The following is a 25,023-nucleotide window of genomic DNA, read 5'->3' as shown; positions in this document are numbered from 1 at the left end:
CCGATGCCTGTTCCCGTTGAACCCACACCTGTCGAAACTGAATCTGTACAGAGTGCTCAGACCGCTCGTCCTGTGGTTGCTGTTTTGGGGAAACCCGGAACTCGTGGCGCCCTGGTGAAGCTTCTTCAGAATGCGGGGGCACAGGTTATCGTGACCGATATACCCGATCAGTTGCGTGAGGCTGACGGAATGGTGGTTACCGGCGGTGCGAGCTCTCTCGAGGCGTACGAAGATCTGAAAGCTAAGGATGCTGAGCGCGTGATTGGTCGCCGTGTGGCTGGCGGTCGTCCGATGTTGGTTGCCGGTGCAGCGTTGACTTGCCTCTTCGACTCCGTTACGGTGAAGCATCCGCAGATGGGGCAGATTCAGGTGCAGTGCATGGGGGAATGGCCCGGTGAGAGTGTGGAGCTTTCTACCCGCGACCTGGTGCCCGGTGTGTCTGCCCTGCGTTCTTCCTCCGATAGCGCGCTGCTCAAGGATCTTGAGGGTGAGGCTCACTTCAAATCTGAGCACGCCGTTTTTGAGTGGGCTTTTGATCAGAGCATTGAATATATTGCCCCTCCCGCGGTGACTTGGACTGTCACCGAACCTGCCTATATCGCGGCAGTTGAGAACGGTCCGCTGACGGCGGTGCAATTCTGCCCGGTGGAATCTGGCGAGCTGGGTGCGGAGTTTATGCGCCGCTGGGTTGCATCCCTGGCGGTGACTGGTCGCCTGTCTTCTGAGGGCTCCGCTACTGCTGCGGGAGGTAACTAATGTCTGCACCCATTCTTGAACTTCTGCCCGCTGTTGATATTTCTGAAGGCTACGCGGTGCGCCCGGTGGGCGGCACCCTCTCCGGTGGTGAGCAGCGCCTTGACCCTGTTGAGGCGGCTCTGACCTGGGTGAAGGCTGGTGCTCGCTGGATTCACCTGGTTGATCTTGATTTAGCGTTTGGTCGTGGCACGAATACTGAGGTTCTGGCTGAGGTGGTTGCCGCTGTCCGCGCTGAGAATGCCCGGATGACCGGCTCCGCTCCGGTTCGTGTTCAGGTCAGCGGCGGTGTGCGTAATGCTGAGAGTCTGGAGCGCGCCCTGAGCTTGAGCCCGGACCGTGTAAACGTGACTAGTGCGGCTCTGGCGGATTCTTCCTGGCTTGAAGGTGTTCTGGCTCGTTATGCCAATTCTGATCTTCTGGCTCTTGGCCTCGATGCCCGTTACAACCCCGAGCGGGGCTGGGTGACGGTGGCTCGCGGTACCGACTGGTCGGGTCCTGATTTAGCGGAGGCGCTGGCGTGGCTGGAGAGCGCGGGCGTGCGCCGCTATATCGTCACGGATGTCAGTAAGGACGGTTCTCTGGCGGGCCCCGGTGCGGAGCTGCTGGATGAGGTACTGGCTCAGACGGCCTGTCGGGTGGTGGCGTCTGGTGGTGTGGCGTCGCTGGCTGATCTTGTGAAGCTGCGTTCTGTTGTGCCTTCTGGTTTGGAGGGCGTGGTGCTTGGTAAGGCGCTGTATGTGGGTAACTTTAGTTTTGAGCAGGCTCTTGAGGCCGCTGGCTCCCGCTAAAGTTACCGCTCCGCTCAAATCCGAGTAGATTTCTTATCCGCATAGGTTTTATGTATGACGAAGCCCCGCCTTCCTCAGCACAAGGGAGGCGGGGCTTCGTGATGACATACACCAGATACGGCTTAGTAGACCAGCTGGTTTAGTGCACGTCCTGGCTTAGTGCACCAGTTTGGTTTAGTACACCGGGCCGGTGAGCTTTTCGCCGGGGCCCTTGCCGGGATCGTCCGGGAAGGGAGACGCTTCGCGGAAGGCGAGCTGTAGGGTGCGCAGGCCGTCGCGCAAGGGTGCTGCGTGCTGGGAGCCGATTTCGGGTGCGGCGGCGGTGACGAGGCCTGCCAGTGCGGTGATAAGCTTGCGTGCTTCGTCGAGGTCCTTGAGATCGTCAGCGTTTTCCTCGGCTGCCAGGCCGCACTTGACGGCTGCGGCGCTCATCATGTGGATGGCTGCGGAGCTGATGACTTCGATGGCGGGTACGTCTGCAATGTCGCGAAGCTGTTCGTTGACGGCTTCGACCTGCTCTTCGGTGAGTTCGGTGTGTCCGTGTACGGGGGTTTCTTCTTCCGCTGTGAAGCGGAAACTCGTGTTTTCAGTGCTCATAGTCCTAGAATCTCATATTTCGTTTGTTTCGGTAAATGCGTCCTTAAGCGTGACCGTCGGGCGAGCCACCTGCGCGATTTCCCGCAATTTTTATGGTGTTTTACGTCTAAATCCTTGCGTCTGTCGGGGAATCTGCGGTATGGTTGTAGGCAGTTTGCAAGTGGAGCATGCCTCCCACCCGGTTGACCGCTGCAGGCGTTAGCTTGCGAGTTTTGAGGTGAACGGGTTTGTCCGCCGCTTTCGGCGTACGCTGGTTTGTGCCTCCGCTTGTGTAACTGCGGGGGCTTTTTTAGTGCCCGCAACGGATAGTATTCACGGGGAAACCCACAGAGCACAGGAGCTAGTCATTAGCGAACCACGCATTAACGATCGTATCCGCGTTCCCGAGGTCCGTCTTGTCGGTCCCGGTGGCGAGCAGGTAGGCGTTGTCCCTCTGAAGGACGCTCTGCGTCTGGCTGAGGACGCTGAACTCGACCTGGTCGAGGTTGCCCCGAACGCGAAGCCGCCCGTGTGCAAGCTCATGGATTACGGTAAGTACAAGTACGAAGCCGCAATCAAGGCTCGTGAATCCCGCAAGAAGCAGGTTAATGCCGTTCTGAAGGAGATCCGTTTCCGCCTGAAGATTGATACCCACGACTACGAAACCAAGGTTGGGCACGCTCGTCGTTTCCTTTCCGGTGGTGACAAGGTCAAGGCAATGATTCAGTTCCGTGGTCGTGAGCAGCAGCGCCCCGAGATGGGTGTGCGTCTGCTGGAGCGTCTGGCGGCTGAGCTGGCTGAGGTGAGTACTGTTGAGTCTCGCCCCCGTCAGGATGGCCGTAACATGGTGATGGTTCTGGCTCCGCTTCGCGGTAAGGCAGAGGCTCGCCGTGAGCAGGGCGCCGGCGGTCGCAAGGGTCGCGAGCGTATTGACACGACCAAGGCGAAGCCCGTAACTAATTCTCTGGCAGACGCTATGCCTGCCGAGTTGAAGGCACAGGCTTCCGCCGAGTAGGGAACCGGGTCGTCACTTTAGGATGGGCACGCGCCTCCACCGTTGGGTGGGTGTTGCGGGTTCACCCGGTGCCGGTTCCGAGGCGCCTCCTCAGGGGTGCCTCATCTTTGGTCCTTGGGGCTGATGCGTCTATCGCTCAACCCCACTAAGCTACCCCGCCATTGTGGTGGGGGATGAATGTAAGGAGAACGGCAGCTATGCCGAAGCAGAAGACCCACTCTGGTGCTAAGAAGCGCTTCAAGCTCACCGGTAGCGGCAAGGTTAAGCGCCAGCAGGCGAACCGTCGCCACTACCTGGAGCACAAGTCCTCTCGTCTGACCCGTCGTCTGGCTTCTGACCAGATCGTTACCGGCGGCCAGGCAAAGGTTGTCAAGAAGATGCTGGGTAAGTAAGCACCGCTTACTCTCTGCACCTGGCGTACCGATAGCGGTGCGCACTGATTAAAGACTCGCTCCTGTTCAGCGTGATATGTGAGCTGTTCAGGACATAAGACGAAGGAGACACACGTGGCACGTGTGAAGCGCGCGGTTAACGCGCACAAGAAGCGCCGTACTATTCTCGATCGTGCATCCGGCTACCGCGGTCAGCGTTCTCGCCTGTACCGTAAGGCTAAGGAGCAGGTCACTCACTCGCTGGTTTACAGCTACGACCACCGTCGTAAGAAGAAGGGTGACTTCCGTCGCCTGTGGATTCAGCGTATCAACGCTGCTTCCCGCGCACAGGGCCTGACCTACAACCGCTTCATCCAGGGCCTGAAGGCTGCTGGTGTTGAGGTTGACCGCCGTATGCTGGCTGAGCTGGCTGTTAACGAGCCCGCTGCCTTCAACGCACTGGTTGAGATTGCTAAGAACAACCTGCCCGAGGACACCTCGGCTCCCAAGGCTTAATGAGCCTAGGTTGTGTTCTTACCTCGAAGATCTAGGTTCGGGGTAAGATGCGTAAGCGTCGTGAGCGGCCGTCTGCACTTTTGAGTGTGGGCGGCCGCTTTCTGCGTATCTGGGGGTTGCTTGCGTGACTGTTCTGCGTTTTTTGGGTGTGCCTTTGGCTGTGTACCCTTTAAGAGTGAACTTTTTTGAACGTATTAGTACCCCCGTTGTGATGTCCAATCCGCAGGCAGATCGTGTGCGTGATATTGCCAAGCTGCGTACCCGCGCTGCCCGCACGAAGAAGGGCCAGTTCCTGGTGGAAGGCCCGCAGGCTGTGCGTGAGGCGTTGAAGGCGCATCTGAAGAAGCCGATTCTGGATGCTGTCTATGTCACGGAGGCAGCTTTCGACCGTCACGAGGATATCGCTGAGCTGCTGGAGCAGGTGTACGGCACCCCCACCCCGGAGGAGGGCCGCCGCGTCTTTATGCGTGTGGTGACCGATGAGGTGCTGGAGGCGATGGCTGATTCGGTGAACCCGCAGGGCATTATTGCGGTTTCCTTTATGGTTGATGCGTCGTTCGCGCTGCTGTGGGGTGAGGGCGCGTTGAACCCGAAGCTGATTGCTGTGCTGTCTCGTGTGCAGGATCCGGGTAATGCGGGCACTATTCTTCGTGTGGCTGATGCGGCTGGCGCTGACCTGGTGATTACGACTAAGGGTTCGGTGGATTTGTATAACCCGAAGACGGTGCGTTCTACTGCTGGTTCTCTGTTCCACGTGCCAGTTATTCAGGGTGTGCAGCTGGAGGATTTCGCGGAGGATGTGAAGTCTCAGGGTACTGTAGTGCTGGCTGCTGACGGCTATGGTGCGGTGAATCTGCAGGAGCTGAGTGAGTACACGGCGGCTCGTCGTGCCGGTGTGGAGGCGAGTGCCCCTTCCGGTGTGAAGGGTAATTTTGATCTTTCTAAGCCGACCATGTGGCTTTTTGGTAATGAGGCTCAGGGCCTGAATGCTGAGGAGAAGGCTGCCGCCACGATGCGCGTGGCGGTGCCTGTCTATGGTTCGGCTGAGTCTTTGAATGTGGGTACGGCTGCTGCTGTGTGTCTGTATGCTTCGGCGATGGCTCAGCGTGGTGTTTCTCGCTAGGGTTTATCTCGCTATATTTTTACGAGGTTTCGGGGCGGTTCGTAGCTGTGAAACAGTGGCGGGCCGCCTCGACCGTATAGGTTTGAGAATGCAGGATTAGGGCTGTAGAAAGGGAAATTATGTCTGCTCCTTCTGGTCATTCGGGTTCGGGCGCGATTGTTGCTGCGCTGGGTGCGAACCTGGGTATTGCGGCGCTGAAGTTTTTGGCTTTTGCGCTGACTCGTTCCTCGTCGATGCTGGCGGAGGGTATCCATTCGGTGGCTGATTCCGGTAATCAGGTGTTGCTTCTGGTGGGCGGTCGTGCTTCGCAGAAGCAAGCTGATGAGGAGCACCCGTTTGGTTATGGCCGTAATCGCTATATTTACGCGTTTATTGTGTCGATTATTATCTTTGCCCTGGGTGGCTTATTTGCTCTGTATGAGGGTTATGAGAAGCTACATGACCCGCACGGTATTACTGAGTGGCAGTGGGTTCCGGTGGCTGTTCTGGTGGGTTCGATTCTGCTGGAGGGTAATTCGTTCCGCGTGGCGGTGAAGGAGTCGCGTGAGCTGAAGGGCAAGCAGAGCTGGATGCGTTTCTTGCGTACTTCGAAGAACCCGGAGCTTCCGGTTCTTCTGCTGGAGGATGCGGGTGCGTTGCTGGGTCTGATGTTTGCGCTCTTCGGTGTGGGTATGACCTTGCTGACCGGTAACGGTCTGTGGGATGCGTTCGGTACGCTGGCTATCGGTGTGCTGCTAGTCTTTATCGCTGTGTTCCTTGCCGTGGAGATGAAGTCGCTGATTTTGGGTGAGGCTGCTTCTGCTGAGGATTTGGCGAAGATTCGTGCAGCGATTGAGGATGGCGATAGCGAGCGCATTATCCATATTAAGACCGTGCACCTGGGTCCAGAGGAGATTCTGGTGGCGGCTAAGATCCGTATTCATGATGCTGATACTGGCCGCGCTGTGGCTGATGAGATTGATGCGGCTGAGGTTCGTATTCGCGAGGCTGTCCCTGCTGCCCGCATAATCTACCTGGAGCCGGATATTTTGCGGGCCGACGCCTAGATACTGGTTCCTTGGGGCGGCACCTGTGCTGGCGCCTCTTGTGGGCGTATCATACCGCGCAGACACAGCAGGTGAGGCATATCCACTTAAACACACAAACGTATAGGAGAGACGATTCATGACTGTCGAAATGGTGACTGACGGCTTGCTGAAGATTTTCTTCGGTCTGGTCATCATCCTGGTGTATCTACGCCTGACCCACCGTTCTCAGGCGGGGCACCAGACCCCGATTGATACCATCGGTAACTTTGTGATTGGTGGTCTGATTGGTGGTGTACTGTATAGCGAGCAGATTAGTCTGTTCTACTTCATCGTTTACCTGGTCTTTACGTTGTGTATGATTCAGCTGCTGAATGTGGCGACTTCGAAGATTCATTTTTTGCATATGGCGGTGCGTGAGCAGCGCGTGCCGGTCATTACTGATGGCGATATCGATATTAAGAGCTTCCAACAGTCCGACGTGGTACTTGACCCGATGCATCTGGTAGCAGATCTGCGTGCGCAAGGTATTTACGACCTGGAAGAAATTGAGTTCGCTCAGATTGAGCTGAATGGCGCGCTGAGCGTGATTCGTAAGGGTGACGGTGTTCCAAACTTTACCCTGGTGGTGAAGGGAACCCTGGTGACTCGCGATATTGCGGATGCTCACAAGACTGAGGATTGGGTGCGTTTGCAGCTACGTGCAGCTAAGGTTGAGCTTGAGGATATCTTCCTTATGGAGTTTAAGAACGGCAACCGCTTGCTGATTCTGCTGAACGACGGCACTAATATTCGCCGTGAGGTGGTAGAAACCTCGAATATGAATGACGAGGAAGAAGAGTGGAAGACAGGCATCGAGAAAACTGATAAACAGCAGGACGGCAATTCTGAGGACATGGATAAGGCTACTGACGCTCAGGTGGCCCCTAAGGAGAAGAAGGAGCAGTAGTGTCTACCTCTAACCAGGTGCCCGAACACTTTGAAGTGCAGGTGGTAGGTGCAGCAGTTTTGGATTCTTTCAAGAATCCCACCCGCCTGCTGATTGCCCAACGCTCGGCGCCACCCATCCTGGCGGGCCTCTGGGAATTTCCCGGTGGGAAGGTCGAGGCGGCAGAGAGCTGCGAGCAGGCTCTGGCGCGTGAGCTGAGTGAGGAACTGGGCGTACGGATTCTTGTGGGTGCTGAGGTGCCCGGACCGCACGTTCAAGGTTGGCCACTAAACGAGCGCCTGGCGATGCGTGTGTTCTTTGCTGAGATTTTTTCTGGTACTCCGGATACTTTGGAAGATCACAGTGCTCTGCGGTGGATGCCGCTACCGAACTCTAGGGATGACGCGCAGGCGTATGATGATTTGCTGGGTTTGCCGTGGATCCCGGCGGATTTGCCGATTGTTGTGGCTCTTCTTCAGCAATTGCAGGATGCAGGTGTTGGCGAGGCATAATCCTAATGCCGTAGTGCTAAGACTCTGTGTTAGTTTGGTGCAAGGCTAATTCCCGTTGTGTAACAAGTTCGCGGCGGTAACAGGATAAATTTTCTCTATCTTTTTTTGACACTGTTTGAAGGTGGGATTCCCTGTGGGGAGTCCCGCCTTTATTCATGTTTTAAGGGTGATTTATGCGCCATGTGATCCTGACTTGCGTGTTTATTAGGGTGTTTATTCAAAGTGCGTAAAGTTATGGCGACAGGTCGTGTCTAAGAACCGGCACCGTAAAGATATAGGCGATTTTAGGCATGTGTAGCCCCATCAGCCGGGATGCAATCTAGCACCAATCACCGTATGTTTATTAGGTAAGAGAAAACTAACTAATTGGTGATACTGAGATGAACTTTTGGGGGCCTTCCTCGGAAACTTTTTGATTGGCCTACGTGAGGGCCTCGAAGCGGCTCTGGTCGTAGGTATCCTGCTCGCCTACATCCGCAAAACGCAGCGCACCCACCTGCTGGCCCCGATGTGGGCTGGCGTCAGTGTGGCGGTGCTGCTGTCCCTCAGCTTCGGCGCCCTGCTGACTTTCGGCCCCCAAACCCTCACCTTCGAAGCGCAGGAAGCCATCGGTGGTTCCCTGTCCATCATTTCGGTTGGCTTCGTCACCTGGATGATTTTCTGGATGGCTGAAAACGCCCGCATGCTCTCCGCCGAGCTCAAGGGCAAACTGGACGCTGTGCAGACCAGCGTCTGGGCTGTGGTTCTGCTGGCAGCGCTCTCCGTGGGCCGTGAAAGCTTGGAGACCACTCTCTTTATCTGGTCGGCTACCCGCACCTCCGGTCAGGAGGCTAACGCAATCCCCATGCTCGGTGCGCTGGTCGGTATCGCAATCGCTGTTGTCATGGCGTGGGGCATGATGCGCGGCATGATGCGTATTAACCTCTCCCGATTCTTCACGATTACCGGCGCGTTCCTGGTCATTGTGGCGGCGGGCGTACTCTCGTACGGTATTCACGACCTGCAGGAGGCAGCTATCCTGCCGGGTCTGAACAACATCGCGTTTGAGTCCTACCGTTATATCGACCCGAGCGGTTTTGTTGGCACACTGCTGAAGGCTGTATTCAACCTGTCTTCGACCACCACCTGGCTTGAGGCGGGCGCCTGGATCCTGTACGTGGGCATTGTGATGCCGTTGTTTATCCGTGCGCAGCGTCCGGGGCTGAAGGCATCGGCTAAGAAGCCGGAAGACGAAAAGGCTGCAGCCTAATAGACGGCGTCCTCAACCGAAACTAGCCTCCACATTGTCAGGGAAGCACCCTTAGATTTTTGCGGCAATGACTGGCCGCGAACCCTCACTATTCATTCATATATTTACCCTTCACGGGACCATACATAAGGAGAATCAATGCGTAAGACTCTCGCCTCCGCTGGCGCACTGCTGTCGGTTGGTGCCCTCGCCCTGACCGGTTGCACCCCGAACAATCAGAACGTGGCATCCTCCGCTTCGGGATCTGCGGCGTCCGATGGTGTCATTAACGTCAGCGCTAGCGACACTGCATGCAAGCTCTCGGTGACCACTGCGAAGGCTGGCAAGGTGACTTTTAAAGTCAAAAATGAGGGCACTAAGGTCAACGAGTTCTATGTGCTTGGCTCTGACGGTCTGCGCATTATCTCCGAGGTGGAGAATATCGGTCCGAACCTCAGCCGCGACCTGACCGTGGAACTGAGTGAGGGCAGCTACAAGACTGCGTGCAAGCCCGGCATGGTGGGTGACGGTATCCAGGGTAATTTCACCGTGACCAAGAATGAGAACGCGGCAACTATCTCCGCTGATGAGCAGGCCCTGCGCGATACCGCGGTTGCCCAGTACACCGCCTACGTCAAGGACCAGGTGGAGTCGTTGAAGACTAAGACTGAGCAGTTCGCTGAGCTGTACACCGCCGGTAAGGCGGAAGAAGCGAAGGCTCTGTACTCTTCCGCACGCCTGCACTACGAACGCATTGAGCCGGTGGCTGAGTCCTTCGGTGACCTGGACCCCGCCCTGGATGCACGTGAAACAGACGTGGAGGAGGGCAAGGAGTGGACCGGCTGGCACAAGATTGAGAAGGACCTGTGGCAGCCCACCGCTGAGAAGAATGGTGGTAAGGAATACACTCCGCTGACTGAGCAGGAGCGCGCTGAGCTGGCGAAGAAGCTTGTTGCTGACACTCAAAAGCTCTACGACGAGGTTCACTCCTCCGAGTTCAAGCTTGAGGCTTTCCAGATTTCTAACGGTGCCAAGGAACTGCTGGACGAAGTGGTAAACACCAAGATTAGCGGTGAGGAAGAAACCTGGTCGCACACCGACCTCTCCGACTTCCAGGGCAATATTGATGGTGCCCGCGTGGCCTACGAGGATGTTCTGCCGATTCTGAAGCAGAAGGACCCGAAGCTGGCGGAGGACATCGAGAAGAAGTTCGACGCCGTGCAGAAGCTGCTGAACCACCACAAGAAGGGCAACGGTTTCGCTTCCTACGATGAGCTGACCAAGGAACAGGTGCGTGAGCTGTCCGATGCTGTCGAGGCGCTCTCCGAGCCGGTTTCGAAGATGACTGAGGTTGTGACCGGCGCGGGTACTAAGTAGTACCCTGCGGGTTGATACCTCACTGCGCTTGAATGCGGGTGATGCCGGGTGGGGACTACGGTTGATTCGGGTCTCTGCCCGGCACGGGCGCATTATTCATTATTCACACATCATACGAAAGGCCTTCCCATGCCTACCGAATCTAACCACCACACCCCGGAAATAGCCCCCGAAGCTAAGCCTGCGGGCACCTCCCGCCGCGGTGCTCTCGGTGCCGCACTGGCTGGTGCCGGTGCCTTGGGTGCCCTTGGCGCGCTCGCCGGCTGCTCCTCCAATTCCAGCGCGCAGACTTCTGCGAGTGCTTCCTCGACCGCTGTGAAAGATTCCCACTCGTTTTACGGGGAGCATCAGAGCGGCATCTCTACTGAGGTTCAGGACCGCATGTACTTTGCGGCGCTGAACCTGAAGACTACCGACCGTGATGAAATCCAGTCCCTGTTCAAGGAATGGAGTGCCGCTGCTGCGAAGCTGCAGGTGGGTGAGCTGGTGGGGGAGGACCGCTCCTATGAGGCGCCTCCTAAGGACACCGGCGAGGCGATGGACCTGTCTGCCGCGAACCTGACCCTCACCTTTGGGCTGGGTCGTAGCTTCTTCGTTGATGATGAGGGTAAGGATCGCTTTGGCTTTGCGAGCAAGCTCCCGGAGGCGCTGGTCCGCATCCCTCATATGACCGGTGATGCGCTGGAAGATAAGCGTAGCAACGGTGATATTTGCATTCAGGCTTGTGCGGATGACCCGCAGGTGGCGTTCCATGCGATTCGTAATCTGATTCGCATTGCTGGCGGTCGCGCTGTGGTGGCATGGAATCAGCAGGGCTTTGGTCGTACTTCTTCGACCTCGACGAGCCAGGTGACGGCTCGTAACCTGTTCGGTTTCAAGGACGGTACAAATAACCTGAAGGTGGAGAGCCCGAATCTGCTGAAGAAGCATGTGTGGACTTCTTCTGAGAATTCGGCGAATAGCCCGGCATGGATGGAGGGTGGTAGCTATCTGGCTGCTCGTCGTATCCGTATGAATATTGAGACGTGGGACCGCACTCGTCTGCGTGAGCAGGAGGAGATTGTGGGCCGCACTAAGGTCAGTGGCGCGCCGCTGTCTGGTGGTGACGAGTTCACGGCTCCTAACTTTTCGGAGAAGGGCCGCTCGGGTCCTCTGATTCCAGCAGATTCGCATATGCGTCTGATGCATCCTGACCAGAATCAGGGTGTGCAGATGTTGCGCCGCGGGTTCAACTACACGGATGGTACTGATGAATTGGGCCGCCTGGATGCTGGTTTGTTCTTCATTGCGTACGTGTGCGATCCGCGCACGCATTTTATTCCGATGCTGAGCACGATGACTTCTTCGGATGCGTTGAGTGAGTATCTGCGTCATACCGGTAGTGGGCTGTTTGCGGTGCCTCCGGGTGTGAAGGATGAGAACGACTACATCTGCTCGGGTCTTTTCAACTAGTGGATGTGTGGGACTAGCGCCTGCTTAGGCTTGCTAAGCGGCGTGTTTATGCTGTTGAAAGCAGGAGGTGCTGTCACCTCCTGCCTTCTCTTGTTAATGCGTGCACAGCCACTATTTTGCGGGTGTTGGGGGTGCCTGGATTGTCTCTTTGTGGGTTTTTGTGAGGGAGGGGATTTTGTCATATATGGTTTCAACACGGGGGCATACTTTGGAAACCAACCGGTAGGCGGGTAGTATTGAGGGAGAAATCACATACGTATTGGGAGACAATGATGACTGCTCAACCCCCGTTTGATCCGGGCGCCTACCGCTCCGACGCGGTTCCCTCGGACACTCAAGCTATTTATATTCAGGAAGGCGGCGCTGAGCCGCGCGGAATTCTGTTCCACTCGCCGACCAAGCACCCGAAGATTCTGCGTCTGCAGGAGATTATGATTGTCTCCGCACTGCTCTGCTTTATCCACGGTGTTATTTCCTCGTTGGCGCCGGGTAACTTGTCCCCGCTACATGGGCTGCCGCAGTTTGGTATTGTCGGCGGTATCGCTCTGCTGGTCGTTTCTGCGGTTGTGTACATCTGGGTGTACTTCACGATTCAGAAGGGCAAGCGTCAGGGCCTAACCGTCGGTCTGGTTTTTGCAATTCTGGGTGCGTTCGTGGCGATTATGTCTCTGATTGGTAATGTTATTGACGCTCAGCGCTACGGCTTTGTGCCCCTGTACGCGGCATGGTTCATTGCGAACGTGCTGTGGATTCGTGCTTCTTTCGACCCTGCTGTAAAGCAGGCTCTGAAGTAGAAGCACCCCTTCAACCCTATTGTTGAAAAGATATACTCTAGAACGCCCGGATGGATTATCCGGGCGTTCTGCTGTTTGCGCTTCCTTCTCTGGTCTAAAATGGATAGGATATGCGCCCGTCGCCTACCTTTGTTCCGCACCCTGTGCGGGCAGTCGGGAGAGAGCAGACGGTGCTGCCTAAGTTGTATAACGAGCCAGCCGGCATTCGGCCGGTGGTATGCAGAGAAGAGTGACAATGACCGATTCCGTGCAGGAACACGAGGGTCTTAACGGCCCGGCTCAGGTTCTCGCCCGCATTGCGCAGGTTCTGGAGGAGAACCCCGAGAACGGTTTGGACGCTATCCGTGAGGCCTTTGAGGCTGAGCGTGAGCGTGCCAAGCAGGAGATTCGCGAGAAGGCTAAGGACTTTGACAGCCTCAAGGAGGTGCGCCTGAGCTTCTTCGGTGAGAAGGGCATCATGAGCATCGCTAACCGTCAGATGCGTGATCTTCAGAACCAGCACAAGGGCCCGGTGGGTAAGCTGATGGGTCAGGCTCGTGCCGCCCTGACTGAGGCTATTGAGGCTCGCACCGCTGAGCTGGAGGCTGAGCGTGAGGCTCGCATCCTGGCTGAGGAAGCTGTGGACGTTTCTGCTGCTTCGGCTCGCCGTTCCCTGGGCGGTCGCCACCCGATTGCTCTGATGCAGGAGCGCCTGACCGACATTTTCGTCGGTATGGGCTGGGAAGTTGCTGACGGCCCGGAGCTTGAGTCTGAGTGGTACAACTTTGACGCTTTGAACATTAAGCCGGACCACCCGGCACGCGAAATGCAGGACACTTTCTACGTTGAGCCGAAGACCGCTCACCTGCTGTTGCGCACTCACACTTCGCCGGTGCAGATGCGCTCGCTGCTTTCGCGTGATCTGCCGCTGTACATTGTGTGCCCGGGTCAGGTGTACCGCACCGATGAGCTGGACGCGACCCACACCCCGGTCTTTCACCAGATTGAGGGTCTTGCCGTGGATAAGGGCCTGACCATGGCTGATCTGAAGGGCACCCTGGAGTATATGGCACGCGCCATGTTCGGTGAGGACGCTAAGATTCGCCTGCGCCCGAACTTCTTCCCGTTCACTGAGCCTTCCGCGGAGCTGGATTTGTGGCACCCGAACGCTAAGGGCGGCCCGCAGTGGATTGAGTGGGGTGGCTGCGGCATGGTGAACCCGAATGTTCTGCGTGCTGCGGGTATTGATCCTGAGGAGTACTCGGGCTTCGCTTTCGGTATGGGTATTGAACGTACCCTCATGTTCCGTAACAACGTCGCTGACATGCATGACATGGTTGAAGGCGACATCCGTTTCTCTGAACAGTTCGGGATGGAGATCTAAATTATGCGTGTACCCCTGTCATGGCTGCGCGAGTTCGTGCCTGTAGCTGAGGATGCTTCCGCTGAAGATTTGATGGCAACCCTGGTGAAGGTTGGCCTGGAAGAAGAAGACGTTCACCGCCCCTCTGATGAGCTGTCCGGCCCGATTGTGGTTGGTCAGGTGCTCTCTATGGAGCCGGAGACCCACTCTAATGGCAAGACCGTGAATTGGTGCCAGGTGCGTGTTGTTCCGGAGGGCCAGGAGCAGACTCTGACCGGTAAGGGCATTGAGCCTTCCGGAGTGCAGGGCATTATTTGTGGTGCCCACAATTTCAAGCCCGGTGACAAGGTTGTTGTGACCCTGCCCGGTGCTGTTCTGCCCGGCGGTTTCGCGATTACCGCCCGTAAGACCTATGGTCATAAGTCGGCTGGCATGATTGCCTCTACCCGTGAGCTGGGTATTGGCGATGATCACGGTGGCATTCTGGTGCTTTCGACCCTGGGCTTGGACCCGGAGGTCGGCACCGATGCGATGGAGCTGCTGGGCTTGTGCGATCAGGCTGCTGAGGTGAACGTGACTCCGGACCGCGGTTACGCGTTCTCTCTGCGCGGTATCGCTCGCGAGTGGTGCCACGCTACCGGTTCTTCTTTTGAGGATTTTGTGCTGGCGTACGGCGAGCGTGCCCCGGAGGCGAACAAGTCCGGTCACGCGGTCTCTCTGCGTGATGAGGCCCCGATTCACGGTAACCCCGCATGCACTCGTTTTGTGATGCGTGAGGTGTCGGGCGTGAAGGCGGATGCGCCAGTTCCGACTTGGATGTCTTCGCGTCTGCGTCTGGCGGGTGTGCGTTCACTGTCGCTGCCGGTAGATATTTCGAACTACGTGATGCTGGAGACCGGTCAGCCTCTGCACTTCTACGATGCTGACAAGGTCCAGGGTGAGATTGTGGTGCGCCGCGCCGCTGCTGGTGAGAAGCTGGTGACCCTGGACGGTGTCGAGCGTATTCTGCATCCCGAGGATATTGTCATTGCTGATGGTTCCGGGGTGATTGGTCTTGCCGGTGTGATGGGTGGCGCCTCGACTGAGGTGACCGATTCGACCGCCCGCATTCTGGTGGAGTCTGCTCGTTTTGATGAGGTGTCGGTTGCTCGTACTGCTCGCCGTCACAAGCTGATTTCTGAGTCCTCGAAGCGTTTTGAGCGTGGCGTGGATCCGCAGATTCAGACTGCGGCTGCTCAGCGTGCGGTTGAGCTGCTGGTTAAGCTGGCTGACGCCCAGGCTGAGCCGGGCGTTACTGATGTGTCACTTGGCTATGAGCCGGTCGTGATTGACCTGCCTGCTGATTACACTGCCGGTCGTATTGGCGTGGATTACTCGCCGGAGCAGATTGAGTCTTGCCTACGTGAGATTGGTTGCTCGGTGGAGCGTACCGAGTCTGGTTACGCGGTGACTGTCCCGTCATGGCGTACTGACCTGCGTGCGAAGGAGGACCTGACTGAGGAAATCGCACGTATTGACGGTTACGAGAACATCCCCTCGACTCTGCCGGTGGCTCCTGCGGGTCGCGGTTACACTCCGGAGCAGGCGGGTAAGCGTCGTGCGCTGAATGCGCTGGCAGCTTCGGGCCTGACTGAGGTTTTCGCGTACCCCTTCGTGTCGGCTGATGCGAATAACCTATGGTCGGCTCCGTGGGTGAGCACCCCTGAGAATCCGGTAACTGAGGTTCCTTCGGTTCGCCTGGAGAACCCGATTTCTTCGGCTGAGGGCTGGATGCGCCGCTCGCTGCTGCCTGGCCTGGTTGAGGTTTTGAAGCGTAACCTGTCTCGCGGTTTCAAGAACCTGGCTATTTTTGAGACGGGTCACGTGTTCATTCCGGGTGAGCAGCTGGGTTCGGAGTCTATTCCGCCGCTGGGTGCTCGTCCTTCGGATGAGGTTCTGGTTGATTTGAATGCCGGTATTCCGCAGCAGCCCACGTTCATTGGTGGCCTGTTTGCTGGTACTGAACATGAGGTAATGCCCGGCATTGCTCCGCGCGCTTACGATTGGCGTGACGCTCTGGACGCTGTGCGTCTGGTTGCTGCCGCTGTTTCGGCTGAGATTCAGGTGCGTAACGGTGTGCATACCGCGTTCCACCCGGGCCGTGTGGCTGAGGTTCTGAGTGCTGCTGGTGAGCGTGTTGGTTTCGCTGGTGAGCTGCATCCGAAGCTACTGCAGGAGCTGAACCTGCCGGAGCGTACCTGCGCGTTTGAGCTGGATTTCTCGGCGCTGTTTGCTGATCGTGTTGAGGCGCGTCAGGCTACTCCGGTGCTGACGTTCCCGGCTGCTACTCAGGATGTGGCGCTTCTGGTGGGCCGCGATCTGCCTGCTTCTGAAGTGGAGCGTGTTCTGCGTGAGGGCGCTGGTGAGCTGCTGGAGGATATCCGCGTCTTTGATGATTACCGAGGTGTCGGTATTGATGAGTCAAAGAAGTCTTTGGCGTTTGCTCTGCGTTTCCGTGCGCCGGATCGTACGCTAACTGCTGATGAGGCGTCGGCTGCTCGTGAGGCTGCTGTGGCTGCGACTGTTGAGCAGCTGGGTGCGGAACCGCGTGTCTAACCGGGGCTGACCCTATGACGTAACGCTTAGTGCTGACGGGGTGGGAGTTGTTGGCTCCCGCCCCGTAGCTTTTGGCGTTGCGTGGTGGGTTTATCTGTTGGGTTGGTTTATGAAGCGTTGATAAGCGCTTTCATTGATGAACTCATGTGGTTATGGGTACCCTAGAGGATAGATGAAGTGAGGGAGAGAGTAATGGCTAATCTAGAGAACTCGCGCGAACAGGATGAGCTGTCGCAGCCTGAGGTCGAAGAAACCTACTTTGAAGATTCTGAGTATGAGGAGTACGACGAGCCCGAGGATTACGACGACGATGAGGAAGAGAACTCCTCTCTTTTCGCGATGAGTGAGGAAGAGCTGGATCACCGTCCGGGCGTGAATTGGCTGTCGGTTCTTTCTGCTGTTGTTGCGGTTATTCTTTCTATTGTTTTGGCTGTTGTGGGTGTTCGTGCTTTTGCGTCGGTGAATAATAACGCCGAGTATGCTGGCAAGAGCTGGGTTATTCAGGGCACTTATCAGGATTTGACTCCTGACCTGATTACGAAGGGTAATGTGGCTCGCTATAAGGGCAACCTGCCGGCTGATGATGCGCTGAATGGTAAGACGTATGTGTCGAACCTGAAGGATAAGTATCAGGTGACTTCGGGGGCTCCGATTGAGTTCCGAGGTTCGCAGACTGGAGATGTTCCCTCCGAGTTCCCGCGTGAGGTGGACGGCCTGCTGGTGGAGAAGAACGGTAGCCTTGAAGTTGTGTATACCGCTGAGAAGGGCACGTTGAAGCCTGTGACTGAGGACAGCGTGAATGCTGAGCGCTTTGCCGGTATCGCAAGTATTGTTGGTTCGGTGCTGGTGCTTCTGCTGGGTATGGGTTTTGCTGTGTGGCTGAACCGCCGTTCGCGCGATGTCGAGTATGAGGACCTGGATGGTCTGGTGGAGGATGAGCGCTAGGCGTTCTGAATCTTGAGGATTGACCGGTTGATGTTTTGTTGAGGGAGCCTGTTTCTGGTGCACGTGGTGTGCTGGAGGCGGGCTCCTTTTTTGTGCTCACCTGCCGGAGGCCTCTTGATGGGCGCAGCGGACCAGTCCACAATGTTCTTGCATGCTATGCATTCATTGCGAGGTTATGCGCCTGAATGTGTAGATACACGCTACATTCACGGCGTTTTGCGTGACAGTTGGTGAGATAAACCCTGAAATTTCCCCCATATCTTGGAATAATCCATATTTGGTGCGCATATTTATGTGCATATGTATTATCTTGGGTAGTAAAGAATGTTGCGCTGCGCCACCGTTGGGCAGCTCCGTTCTGAATTCGTGATTGGCACCGTAGGAAGAAGAGATATTATGCCTTTCCCCTCGACCAAGATCGCGCGTCAGGCACGCATCGTTGAATTGCTGCAGACCCGACGTGTCCGCTCCCAGGCTGAACTGGCGCAGTACCTGACCGATGATGGTATGAAGGTTACTCAGGCCACCCTTTCCCGTGATCTTGTTGAAATTGGCGCTGAGCGCATCCGTGATGAAGGCGCTGGCCTGATTTATGCTGTGCCGAATTACCCTGCTCGTCGTGGCAGCGGTACTGCACCTGACGCCCGTATGATTTCCCTGTTTAAGGAACTGCTGATTACCGCTGAGGGTTCGGCAAATATTACGGTTCTGCGTACTCCTCCGGGTGCTGCGCAGTTCTTGGCGTCGTCTATTGATCAGGGCGGTCTCGAAGCGATTATGGGTACTATTGCCGGTGACGATACGGTAATAGTGGTTACTCGTGACCCCAATGGTGGGGCTGCGCTTGCCGAGAGCTTCTTGGATTGGTCTGCTGCTCAGTAGTAGCTGGGGCGTATCTTGCCTGTTCTTCTGATGTTTCGGGAGAGCGGTTTAAGGTACGCCCTTCTGCTGTCTTCGGGCTTTTTGCCGGGCTTCTAGCTCGACTTCTTTTCTAGATATACCGATTTTTCTGTGGTGAGAGTTTTCTATTATGTCTGAAATGCACGATTCAGCGAACAATATTGCCTACCTTTTGGCGGAGGCTGCTTCTGGTTCGGGAGCTAAGACAGCTTTGGCGATTCCGGCTTCTGACTCTGCTGATGTGCGGGTAGTGAGCTACGCGCAGTTGGCGTCTGCGGCCGCGCAGGTTCAGCGTCATTTGGCGGCGCTCGGTGTTGGGCGTGGTGACCGCGTGGCGTTGTCTATGCCGAATGTGGCGTTGATGCCGGCGCTGTATTACGGCATTGTGGCTGCGGGTGCGATTTGTGTTCCGTTGAATCCGCTGTTGTCGGGTGCTGAGTTGGAGTATCATCTGCGCGATAGCGGGGCGAAGGTACTTTTTGCTTTTGCGGGTACTCGTCTGGCGTCGGTGGCATCCTCGACGGTTCCGGTGAAGAACGGTTCGGTTCATTGCGAGATTTTCACCGGGGGAGAGGGCTCGCCGGTGGCTCCTTTTGATACGCCTGCCGATAGTGCGCTGTTGGCTACTGTTCTGGAGCCTGTCCCGGTGGCGGTGAGCGAGCCGGCGATTATTCTGTACACTTCGGGTACGACGGGCAAACCGAAGGGTGCGACGCTGACCCACGCGAATATCCTCTCGAATGCTCGTAGCTGTGTCAGCGTTTTTGGTTTTACCGCTGAGGATGTCATTTTTGGTGGACTTCCGCTATTCCACGCGTTTGGGCAGACGGTTTCGATGAACGCGGCGTTTGCGGCGTCGGCTACTGTGGCTTTGCTGCCACGTTTTACCCCTGATGGTGCGCTGAATCTGATTGAGGGTGCAGGGGTGTCGGTGTTGGCTGCGGTCCCAAGCATGTATGTGTCGTTAGCGGCGGCGCTGGAGGCTGAGCCTGAGCGTGCACGCTCGCTGCGTGGTTGCATCCGTTTCGGTATTTCGGGCGGTTCGCCGTTGCCTGCGCCGGTGCATTCTGCGTTGAAAATGCTGATTGAGTGCCCGGTATATGAGGGCTACGGTTTGAGTGAGACGTCGCCGGTGGTTTCGTTTAATCAGGCGGAGTTTGGCATGGTGCTCGGTTCGGTGGGTCGTGTGCTGCCGGGTGTGCAGGTGCAGGTCCGTTGCCCGCAAGGCTCCGAGTGCGCTCCGGGTGTGAGCGGTCAGCTGTGGGTGCGCGGTGAGAACGTGATGGCTGGCTACTGGAATAACCCGGCGGCTACTGCTGAGGTTTTTGACGGCGAGTGGTTTGCGACCGGCGATGTTGCTCGTGTCGATGAGCAGGGCAATATTTTTATTGTGGATCGTATTAAAGACATGGTTCTGCGTAACGGCTATTCGGTGTATCCGCGTGAGATTGAGGATGTTCTCTATACCCATGAGCAGGTGCAGTCTGTAGCGGTGTTGGGCGTGCCGGATGAGCGAGTGGGCGAGGAGGTTGTCGCCGTGGTGATGCCGCGTCCGGGTGCTGATGAGGGTGTGCTGCAGGCGGAGTTGAATGCGTTGGCTCGTACTCGTTTGGCGGCGTATAAGTACCCTCGCCGCTACGTGATGGTGGAGAGCATGCCTTTGGGCCCGACCGGTAAGATTCTTAAGCGTGACTTGCGGGTTTTGATTCAGCGGGGCTAATTCCGATAGGGAGTTCTTGGTGCTCATCTGAGGACAACTGTAGATGAAGAGGGTAGAATCTTGTAGGCGGCTTCTACCGCGCTATTGTTCCCGGACGGTTTTTCCGGGGCTATCCCCTTCACGAAAGAGAGAGCATGAGCGTTCCCGCTTCTGAGGCTTCGCGAACCCCTATTGAGCAGTTGATTCCGGCTGCTTGCGCTACAATTCCGAATTACCCGCACGAGGGTATCCTCTTTTACGATGTGACCACTCTCTTCGCTAATGCTGAGGTGTTCAAGGCGTGCATTGATGAGCTGGCTGCTCGTTTTGAGGGTCAGTTTGATGTGGCGGCTGGTGTTGAGGCTCGCGGTTTCTTGCTGGCTTCTGCGCTCGCATACGCTACGGGCACTGGCATTATGACGGTTCGTAAGGCGGGTAAGCTTCCGCGTGAGACGTACCGTGAGGAGTATGCACTGGAGTACGGTAGCGCTGCGATTGAGATTCACTGTAATGATTTCGCGCCGGGCACCCGTGTTCTTTTGCTGGATGATCTGCTGGCGACTGGCGGTACCCTGGTGGCTGCCGCGAAGCTGGTGGAGCGCGCGAACCTGAAGGTTGCCGGCGTTGGCGCTCTTCTGGAGCTGGAGGGCCTGGGCGGTCGTGAGGCGTTGGACGGTTACCGTCTTGAGACGCTGAGCTTGGTGTGTGAGTATCCGCTGCCGTCGAAGTAGTTTTATAGAGTTTGAGGCTACCGCCGTTTGGGTGTGTGTAGCTGATATTGATGAGGGGTGCCCCGCCGGTTGAACCGGTGGGGTACTTTTCTATGGGGGCAATATTTCTGCCCTTCGGAGCCTGTCCTGTAAAATAGTGACCCGTATTTTTGGGTGTCTGTCGCACCCTGTCTTTGAGACACTATAGGTTTAAGGAGCTTACGTGTCATCTGAATCTCTACCCCAGAAGTCTGCTGATTCTTCGGCGGCTGAGAAGCTGTTTGCCGAGCAGATGGCTGCGGAGCGTGAGTATGTTGCTCGCGTGTATGCTCGTCTGGATAAGCTCCGTGAGGAGACGGCTGAGATGCTGGCTGCTGTTCGTAATAATCAGGCGGTGGGCGGTCATCAGAACCGTTCGGAGCGTGACTCTTTTGCTACTCACTATGAGGATCGTTTGGCGCAGCTGAATGCTGTGGATTCTCGTCTGACGTTTGGTCGTTTGGATATGGACCGTGAGGGCGCTGATGCGGTGCGATATATCGGTCGTATTGGTATTACGGATAGCAATCAGCAGCGTCTGCTGATGGACTGGCGTGCCCCGGAGGCGGGTACGTTCTATCAGGCGACTGCCTTTCAGCCGATGGGCGTGCGCCGCCGCCGTCACCTGATGCTTGAGGGCCGCACTGTCGTAAATATTGAGGATGAGGTCTTCGATTCGGAGATGCTGCAGGATGAGGACACTCTCCACGGTGAGGGTGCTCTGTTGGCGGCGTTGAATAAGAAGCGTACGGGCCGCATGGGCGATATTGTGGCGACGATTCAGGCTGAGCAGGATGCTATTATCCGCTCGGAGCTACCGGGTGTGCGTGTTGTGCAGGGTGGTCCGGGTACCGGTAAGACTGCTGTGGCGCTACATCGTGCGGCGTACCTGCTGTACACGAACCGTGAGCGCCTGTCGAAGGCTGGCGTGCTGGTGGTTGGTCCGTCGAATTCGTTCATGTGGTATATCGAACGTGTGCTTCCTTCGCTGGGTGAGACCGGCGTGGTGATGTCTTCGTTGGCGACCCTGTACCCGGGTTTGCGTGCTGTGCCTGAGAAGGATCGCGCGGTTGCTGCGTTGAAGGGCGATTTGCGCATGGTGAAGGTTATTAAGCGTGCGGTGGCGGATCGTCAGAAGGTGCCGGCTCAGGTTCAGCGTCTGAATGTTGAGGGTACTGATGTTGAGCTGACTCCGGAGATGGTTCGTTCGGCTCGTTCTCGCGCTCGTTCGACTGGCAAGCCGCATAATGAGGCTCGTGAGACGTTCGTGAAGATTCTGTTGAAGGAACTGACCGCGAAGCTGGATGATCAGCTGAACCGTGCGGCGGGTCGTGTGGTGGAGCGTCCGTATCTGCAGGATGATGTGCGTGCCTCGATGGATGTGCGTCGTGCCTTGAACTTGGCGTGGATGCCGCTGTCGCCGGAGACTCTGTTGCGTTCGCTGTTCTCGAGGCCGCACTACCTGGAGTCTGCGACTCGTGAGTTGTCGAAGGCTGAGCGTGAGCTGCTGGTTCGCCCGGCGGATGCCCCTTTCACGGAGGCTGATGTTCCTCTGTTGGATGAGGCTGCTGAACTTTTGGGTGATTTTTCGAAGGTGACTGGTGCGGCTGCTGCGGCTCGTGCTGCGGCGGAGCATCGTGCGAACCTTGAGAATGCGGCGAAGGCTCTGGAGAATGTTCACCAGTCGCTGGAGGATATTGGCGCCGATGGCGTGATTACTCCAGAGCAGATTGCGATGATGAATGAGGTTCGTGGCGAGCGTATGACTGCTGCGGCTGCGGCGTCGGCTGATCGTACGTGGGCGTATGGTCATATTGTGGTGGATGAGGCTCAGGAGCTCTCGCCTATGCAGTGGCGTCTGTTGATGCGTCGTTGTCCGATGAAGTCGTTCACGATTGTGGGCGATATTGCTCAGGCTTCTTCTGCTGCGGCTGCTTCGTCGTGGTCGCAGGCATTGGAGCCGTTTGTGGGTGAGCGTTTCACTCTGGAGGAGCTGACGATTAATTACCGTACTCCGGCTCAGATTGCTGAGGGGGCGGTGTCGGTTGCTCAGGCTGCTGGCTATGAGGTGTCTGCGCCTCGTGCGGTGCGTGAGGGCCGTTGGGCTCCGCTGGTTCATGAGGTTGTTTCCGAGTCTGTTGTGGAGCAGACCGTGTCTGTGGTCAGTGAGGAGGTCGCTCATTCGGGTGGTGCTCTGATTGGTGTGGTGTGCCCGCCGAGCCTGTATGTTCAGACGGTTCAGGCTGTGGCTCGTGCTCATTCTGATCGTACGGGTACTGCGCAGACAGCGTTGGAGAGTCAGGTGCTGGTTTTGACTCCGTGGGAGGCGAAGGGGCTGGAGTTTGATGTTGTGGTGATTGTTGAGCCGCAGCAGCTGATTGATGATGCTGATGGTGCTGTGGGTGATTTGTACGTGTCGATGACTCGTCCGACTCAGCGCCTGCACATGGTGGGTTCGCGGATGCCTGCAGGTCTGTAGCTTTGTGGCTCGTGTAGCCTCTATCGGTTATTTCTATTTCTTTGAGCCGGTTCCGCACCGGTTTGGGCGCTCGCTTGGTTTTTTCTGAGCGTTTGGGCTGGTGCGGTGCTAGGCTTGTTACATATTTTGTTCGAGCGCCTTCGGGCGTTGTTACCTTGTGAATGGGAGAAGCATGTCTGCCGAGATCCTCAACGCGCAGCATAATGACGATACCTTCGAGAATATTTGGCAGGAGCTGAAGTGGCGCGGCCTGGTGCACGTGAGCACTGATGAGGCTGCTCTGGAGAAGGCGCTGAGCGAGGAGAGCCTGACTTTCTATACGGGTTATGATCCGACTGCGGCTTCTTTGCATCTGGGCCACCTGGTGCAGCTGCTGGTGATGCGTCGTCTGCAGCTTGCTGGTCACAAGCCGCTGGGTCTGGTAGGTGGTTTCACCGGTTTGATTGGTGATCCGCGTCAGACTTCTGAGCGTGTGCTGAACTCTCCTGAGGTTGTTGCTGAGTGGGTTAAGTCTCTGCGCGCTCAGATTGAGCGTTTCCTATCTTTCGAGGGTGAGAACGCTGCTCGTATGGTGAATAACCTGGATTGGAGCGGTCAGATGTCTGCTCTGCAGCTGCTGCGCGATGTTGGTAAGCATTTCCGCGTGGGCACCATGGTGAAGAAGGAGATTGTTGCGAAGCGTCTGAACTCTGATGAGGGCATTTCGTACACTGAGTTCTCGTACCAGATTCTGCAGGGCTTGGACTTCTTGGAGCTGAACCGTCGTTTCGGTTGTACTCTGCAGACCGGTGGTTCTGATCAGTGGGGTAACCTGACGAGCGGTACTGAGCTGATTCGTAAGGTGGAGGGTAAGAGCGTTCACGCTATTGGTACTCCGCTGATTACTAACTCTGATGGCACTAAGTTCGGTAAGAGCGAGGGTAACGCTATTTGGCTGAACCCGCAGATGTGCTCGCCGTACGCTTTCTACCAGTTCTGGCTGAACACTGCGGATGCGGATGTGCTGGATCGTTTGAAGGTCTTTACTTTCTTGACTCGTGCTGAGATTGCTGAGTTTGCGGAGAAGGTTGAGAAGGAGCCGTTTAAGCGCGAGGCGCAGAAGACTCTGGCATACCTGGTGACTTCATTGGTTCACGGTACTGAGGCTACTGATCAGGCTGTGGCTGCTTCGGAGGCTTTGTTCGGTAAGGGCGATTTCGCTGCTTTGGATGAGGCTACCTTGGAGTCTGTGGTTGCTGAGCTTCCTTCAGCTAAGCTGTCCGAGGATCGTCTGGACATGATTTCTGTTCTGACTGAGCTGGGCTTTGCGAAGTCTAACTCTGAGGCTCGTCGCATTCTGAAGGAAGGCGGTGCTTCGGTGAACGGTGTGAAGGTTCAGGGCGAGGACGCAGCTATTTCTAAGGATGATCTGCTGCACGGTCGTTTTGCGATGGTTCGCCGTGGCAAGAAGAACCAGGGTGCTGTAGAGCTTATCTAATACAGAGTTGATTTAGTCTTCTCGATATATAGAAGGGGAGGGGTCTTCTCTGCTGAGTGTTTAGTACTGAGTGTTTGGTACTGACAGTTCGGTGGGGGAGTGCTCCTCCTTTTCTGTCCCCTATATATGTAGAGCCCCTTCGTCAGGAGAGGCTCTAAATATATGTCGTTCTGTATCTTTGCTGTCCAGGTGTTCCTCCGTTGTACGCTTCTCGAGTTGGTCGGCGCTGCCTGGTTGTTTGATGGGCGCTGTCTGTTCTGTGTGGATGCTCCGAGAGGGTATTCTGCAGGTTTTTTGGGTTCTTTTGAAGGTTTTTAAACTTTTTTCGAAGAACTTTTGAGGAGCTTATCCTTTCCTGACTAGGGGTTCTAGTGTC

The 25,023-nt window shown here is 56.5% G+C and carries 22 protein-coding genes; 21 read left to right on the top strand and 1 reads right to left on the bottom strand.

All coding sequences use genetic code 11. The features are described from left to right. Nucleotides 1-3: 3 nt before the first annotated feature. A complete protein-coding gene (locus tag ACUXHH_RS06105) occupies nt 4-756 on the top strand; it encodes an imidazole glycerol phosphate synthase (protein ID WP_458391044.1) in 753 nt (250 codons plus the stop codon). Continuing rightward, nucleotides 756-1,544: a HisA/HisF-related TIM barrel protein gene (locus ACUXHH_RS06100; protein ID WP_458391043.1), complete on the top strand. Its 789-nt coding sequence runs from the start codon at nt 756-758 to the stop codon at nt 1,542-1,544. The genes ACUXHH_RS06105 and ACUXHH_RS06100 overlap by 1 nt, the downstream gene beginning before the upstream one ends. 174 nt (nt 1,545-1,718) lie before the next feature. On the opposite strand, the gene ACUXHH_RS06095 is transcribed toward ACUXHH_RS06100, so the two are convergent. Next, entirely contained in the window at nt 1,719-2,141 is a 423-nt protein-coding gene (locus ACUXHH_RS06095; RefSeq protein ID WP_458391042.1) for a DUF1844 domain-containing protein, read from the bottom strand. Nucleotides 2,142-2,433: 292 nt separating this feature from the next. Between ACUXHH_RS06095 and infC the strand changes: the two genes are divergently transcribed. From infC to tyrS, 19 genes are all read left to right on the top strand, one after another. Beyond that, complete coding sequence (infC, locus tag ACUXHH_RS06090; RefSeq protein ID WP_083294482.1) at nt 2,434-3,135, top strand: translation initiation factor IF-3; 702 nt, start codon at nt 2,434-2,436, stop codon at nt 3,133-3,135. 197 nt (nt 3,136-3,332) lie between these two features. Continuing rightward, nucleotides 3,333-3,527: a 50S ribosomal protein L35 gene (gene rpmI / locus ACUXHH_RS06085; RefSeq protein ID WP_004006287.1), complete on the top strand. Its 195-nt coding sequence runs from the start codon at nt 3,333-3,335 to the stop codon at nt 3,525-3,527. Nucleotides 3,528-3,641: 114 nt separating this feature from the next. Further along, nucleotides 3,642-4,022: a 50S ribosomal protein L20 gene (rplT, locus tag ACUXHH_RS06080; RefSeq protein WP_005507127.1), complete on the top strand. Its 381-nt coding sequence runs from the start codon at nt 3,642-3,644 to the stop codon at nt 4,020-4,022. Between the two features lie 211 nt (nt 4,023-4,233). Next, nucleotides 4,234-5,145: a TrmH family RNA methyltransferase gene (locus ACUXHH_RS06075; protein WP_458391144.1), complete on the top strand. Its 912-nt coding sequence runs from the start codon at nt 4,234-4,236 to the stop codon at nt 5,143-5,145. Nucleotides 5,146-5,264: 119 nt separating this feature from the next. Beyond that, nucleotides 5,265-6,191 (top strand): cation diffusion facilitator family transporter, encoded by a 927-nt coding sequence (locus ACUXHH_RS06070; protein ID WP_371568186.1) that lies wholly within the window; start codon nt 5,265-5,267, stop codon nt 6,189-6,191. 118 nt (nt 6,192-6,309) lie between these two features. Further along, entirely contained in the window at nt 6,310-7,119 is an 810-nt protein-coding gene (locus ACUXHH_RS06065; RefSeq protein WP_458391041.1) for a DUF421 domain-containing protein, read from the top strand. Then, a complete protein-coding gene (locus ACUXHH_RS06060) occupies nt 7,119-7,610 on the top strand; it encodes a (deoxy)nucleoside triphosphate pyrophosphohydrolase (RefSeq protein WP_279755191.1) in 492 nt (163 codons plus the stop codon). The genes ACUXHH_RS06065 and ACUXHH_RS06060 overlap by 1 nt, the downstream gene beginning before the upstream one ends. 412 nt (nt 7,611-8,022) lie before the next feature. Continuing rightward, on the top strand, nt 8,023-8,859 hold the full coding sequence (efeU, locus tag ACUXHH_RS06055) for an iron uptake transporter permease EfeU (protein ID WP_458391040.1): 837 nt from the start codon (nt 8,023-8,025) through the stop codon (nt 8,857-8,859). 138 nt (nt 8,860-8,997) lie between these two features. After that, nucleotides 8,998-10,215 carry an iron uptake system protein EfeO gene (gene efeO / locus ACUXHH_RS06050; protein WP_458391039.1) on the top strand — a complete coding sequence of 406 codons (1,218 nt, stop codon included), beginning with the start codon at nt 8,998-9,000 and terminating at the stop codon, nt 10,213-10,215. Between the two features lie 129 nt (nt 10,216-10,344). After that, nucleotides 10,345-11,667 (top strand): iron uptake transporter deferrochelatase/peroxidase subunit, encoded by a 1,323-nt coding sequence (gene efeB / locus ACUXHH_RS06045; RefSeq protein ID WP_458391038.1) that lies wholly within the window; start codon nt 10,345-10,347, stop codon nt 11,665-11,667. 272 nt (nt 11,668-11,939) lie between these two features. After that, nucleotides 11,940-12,461: an ABC transporter ATPase gene (locus ACUXHH_RS06040; protein WP_279789242.1), complete on the top strand. Its 522-nt coding sequence runs from the start codon at nt 11,940-11,942 to the stop codon at nt 12,459-12,461. A gap of 235 nt (nt 12,462-12,696) precedes the next feature. Then, entirely contained in the window at nt 12,697-13,824 is a 1,128-nt protein-coding gene (pheS, locus tag ACUXHH_RS06035; protein ID WP_279742171.1) for a phenylalanine--tRNA ligase subunit alpha, read from the top strand. Nucleotides 13,825-13,827: 3 nt separating this feature from the next. After that, nucleotides 13,828-16,398, top strand: a complete 2,571-nt coding sequence (pheT, locus tag ACUXHH_RS06030) for a phenylalanine--tRNA ligase subunit beta (RefSeq protein WP_458391037.1) — start codon at nt 13,828-13,830, stop codon at nt 16,396-16,398. A 192-nt stretch (nt 16,399-16,590) separates the two neighbouring features. Beyond that, a complete protein-coding gene (locus ACUXHH_RS06025) occupies nt 16,591-17,343 on the top strand; it encodes a hypothetical protein (protein WP_279742173.1) in 753 nt (250 codons plus the stop codon). Nucleotides 17,344-17,739: 396 nt separating this feature from the next. Next, nucleotides 17,740-18,225, top strand: a complete 486-nt coding sequence (locus tag ACUXHH_RS06020; protein ID WP_279742174.1) for an arginine repressor — start codon at nt 17,740-17,742, stop codon at nt 18,223-18,225. 148 nt (nt 18,226-18,373) lie between these two features. Then, nucleotides 18,374-19,963 (top strand): AMP-binding protein, encoded by a 1,590-nt coding sequence (locus ACUXHH_RS06015; protein ID WP_458391036.1) that lies wholly within the window; start codon nt 18,374-18,376, stop codon nt 19,961-19,963. Nucleotides 19,964-20,097: 134 nt separating this feature from the next. Next, nucleotides 20,098-20,673, top strand: coding sequence for an adenine phosphoribosyltransferase (locus ACUXHH_RS06010; protein WP_458391035.1), 576 nt, complete (start codon nt 20,098-20,100; stop codon nt 20,671-20,673). A 202-nt stretch (nt 20,674-20,875) separates the two neighbouring features. Further along, nucleotides 20,876-23,170, top strand: a complete 2,295-nt coding sequence (locus tag ACUXHH_RS06005) for a HelD family protein (RefSeq protein WP_458391034.1) — start codon at nt 20,876-20,878, stop codon at nt 23,168-23,170. 172 nt (nt 23,171-23,342) lie between these two features. Next, complete coding sequence (gene tyrS / locus ACUXHH_RS06000) at nt 23,343-24,647, top strand: tyrosine--tRNA ligase (protein WP_005507861.1); 1,305 nt, start codon at nt 23,343-23,345, stop codon at nt 24,645-24,647. The last annotated feature ends 376 nt before the right edge of the window (nt 24,648-25,023 follow it).

Source organism: Rothia sp. 110740021-2 (assembly GCF_054263775.1).
Note: the sequence above shows the minus strand (reverse complement) of the source record. Positions and strands in the feature narration are given on the sequence as shown.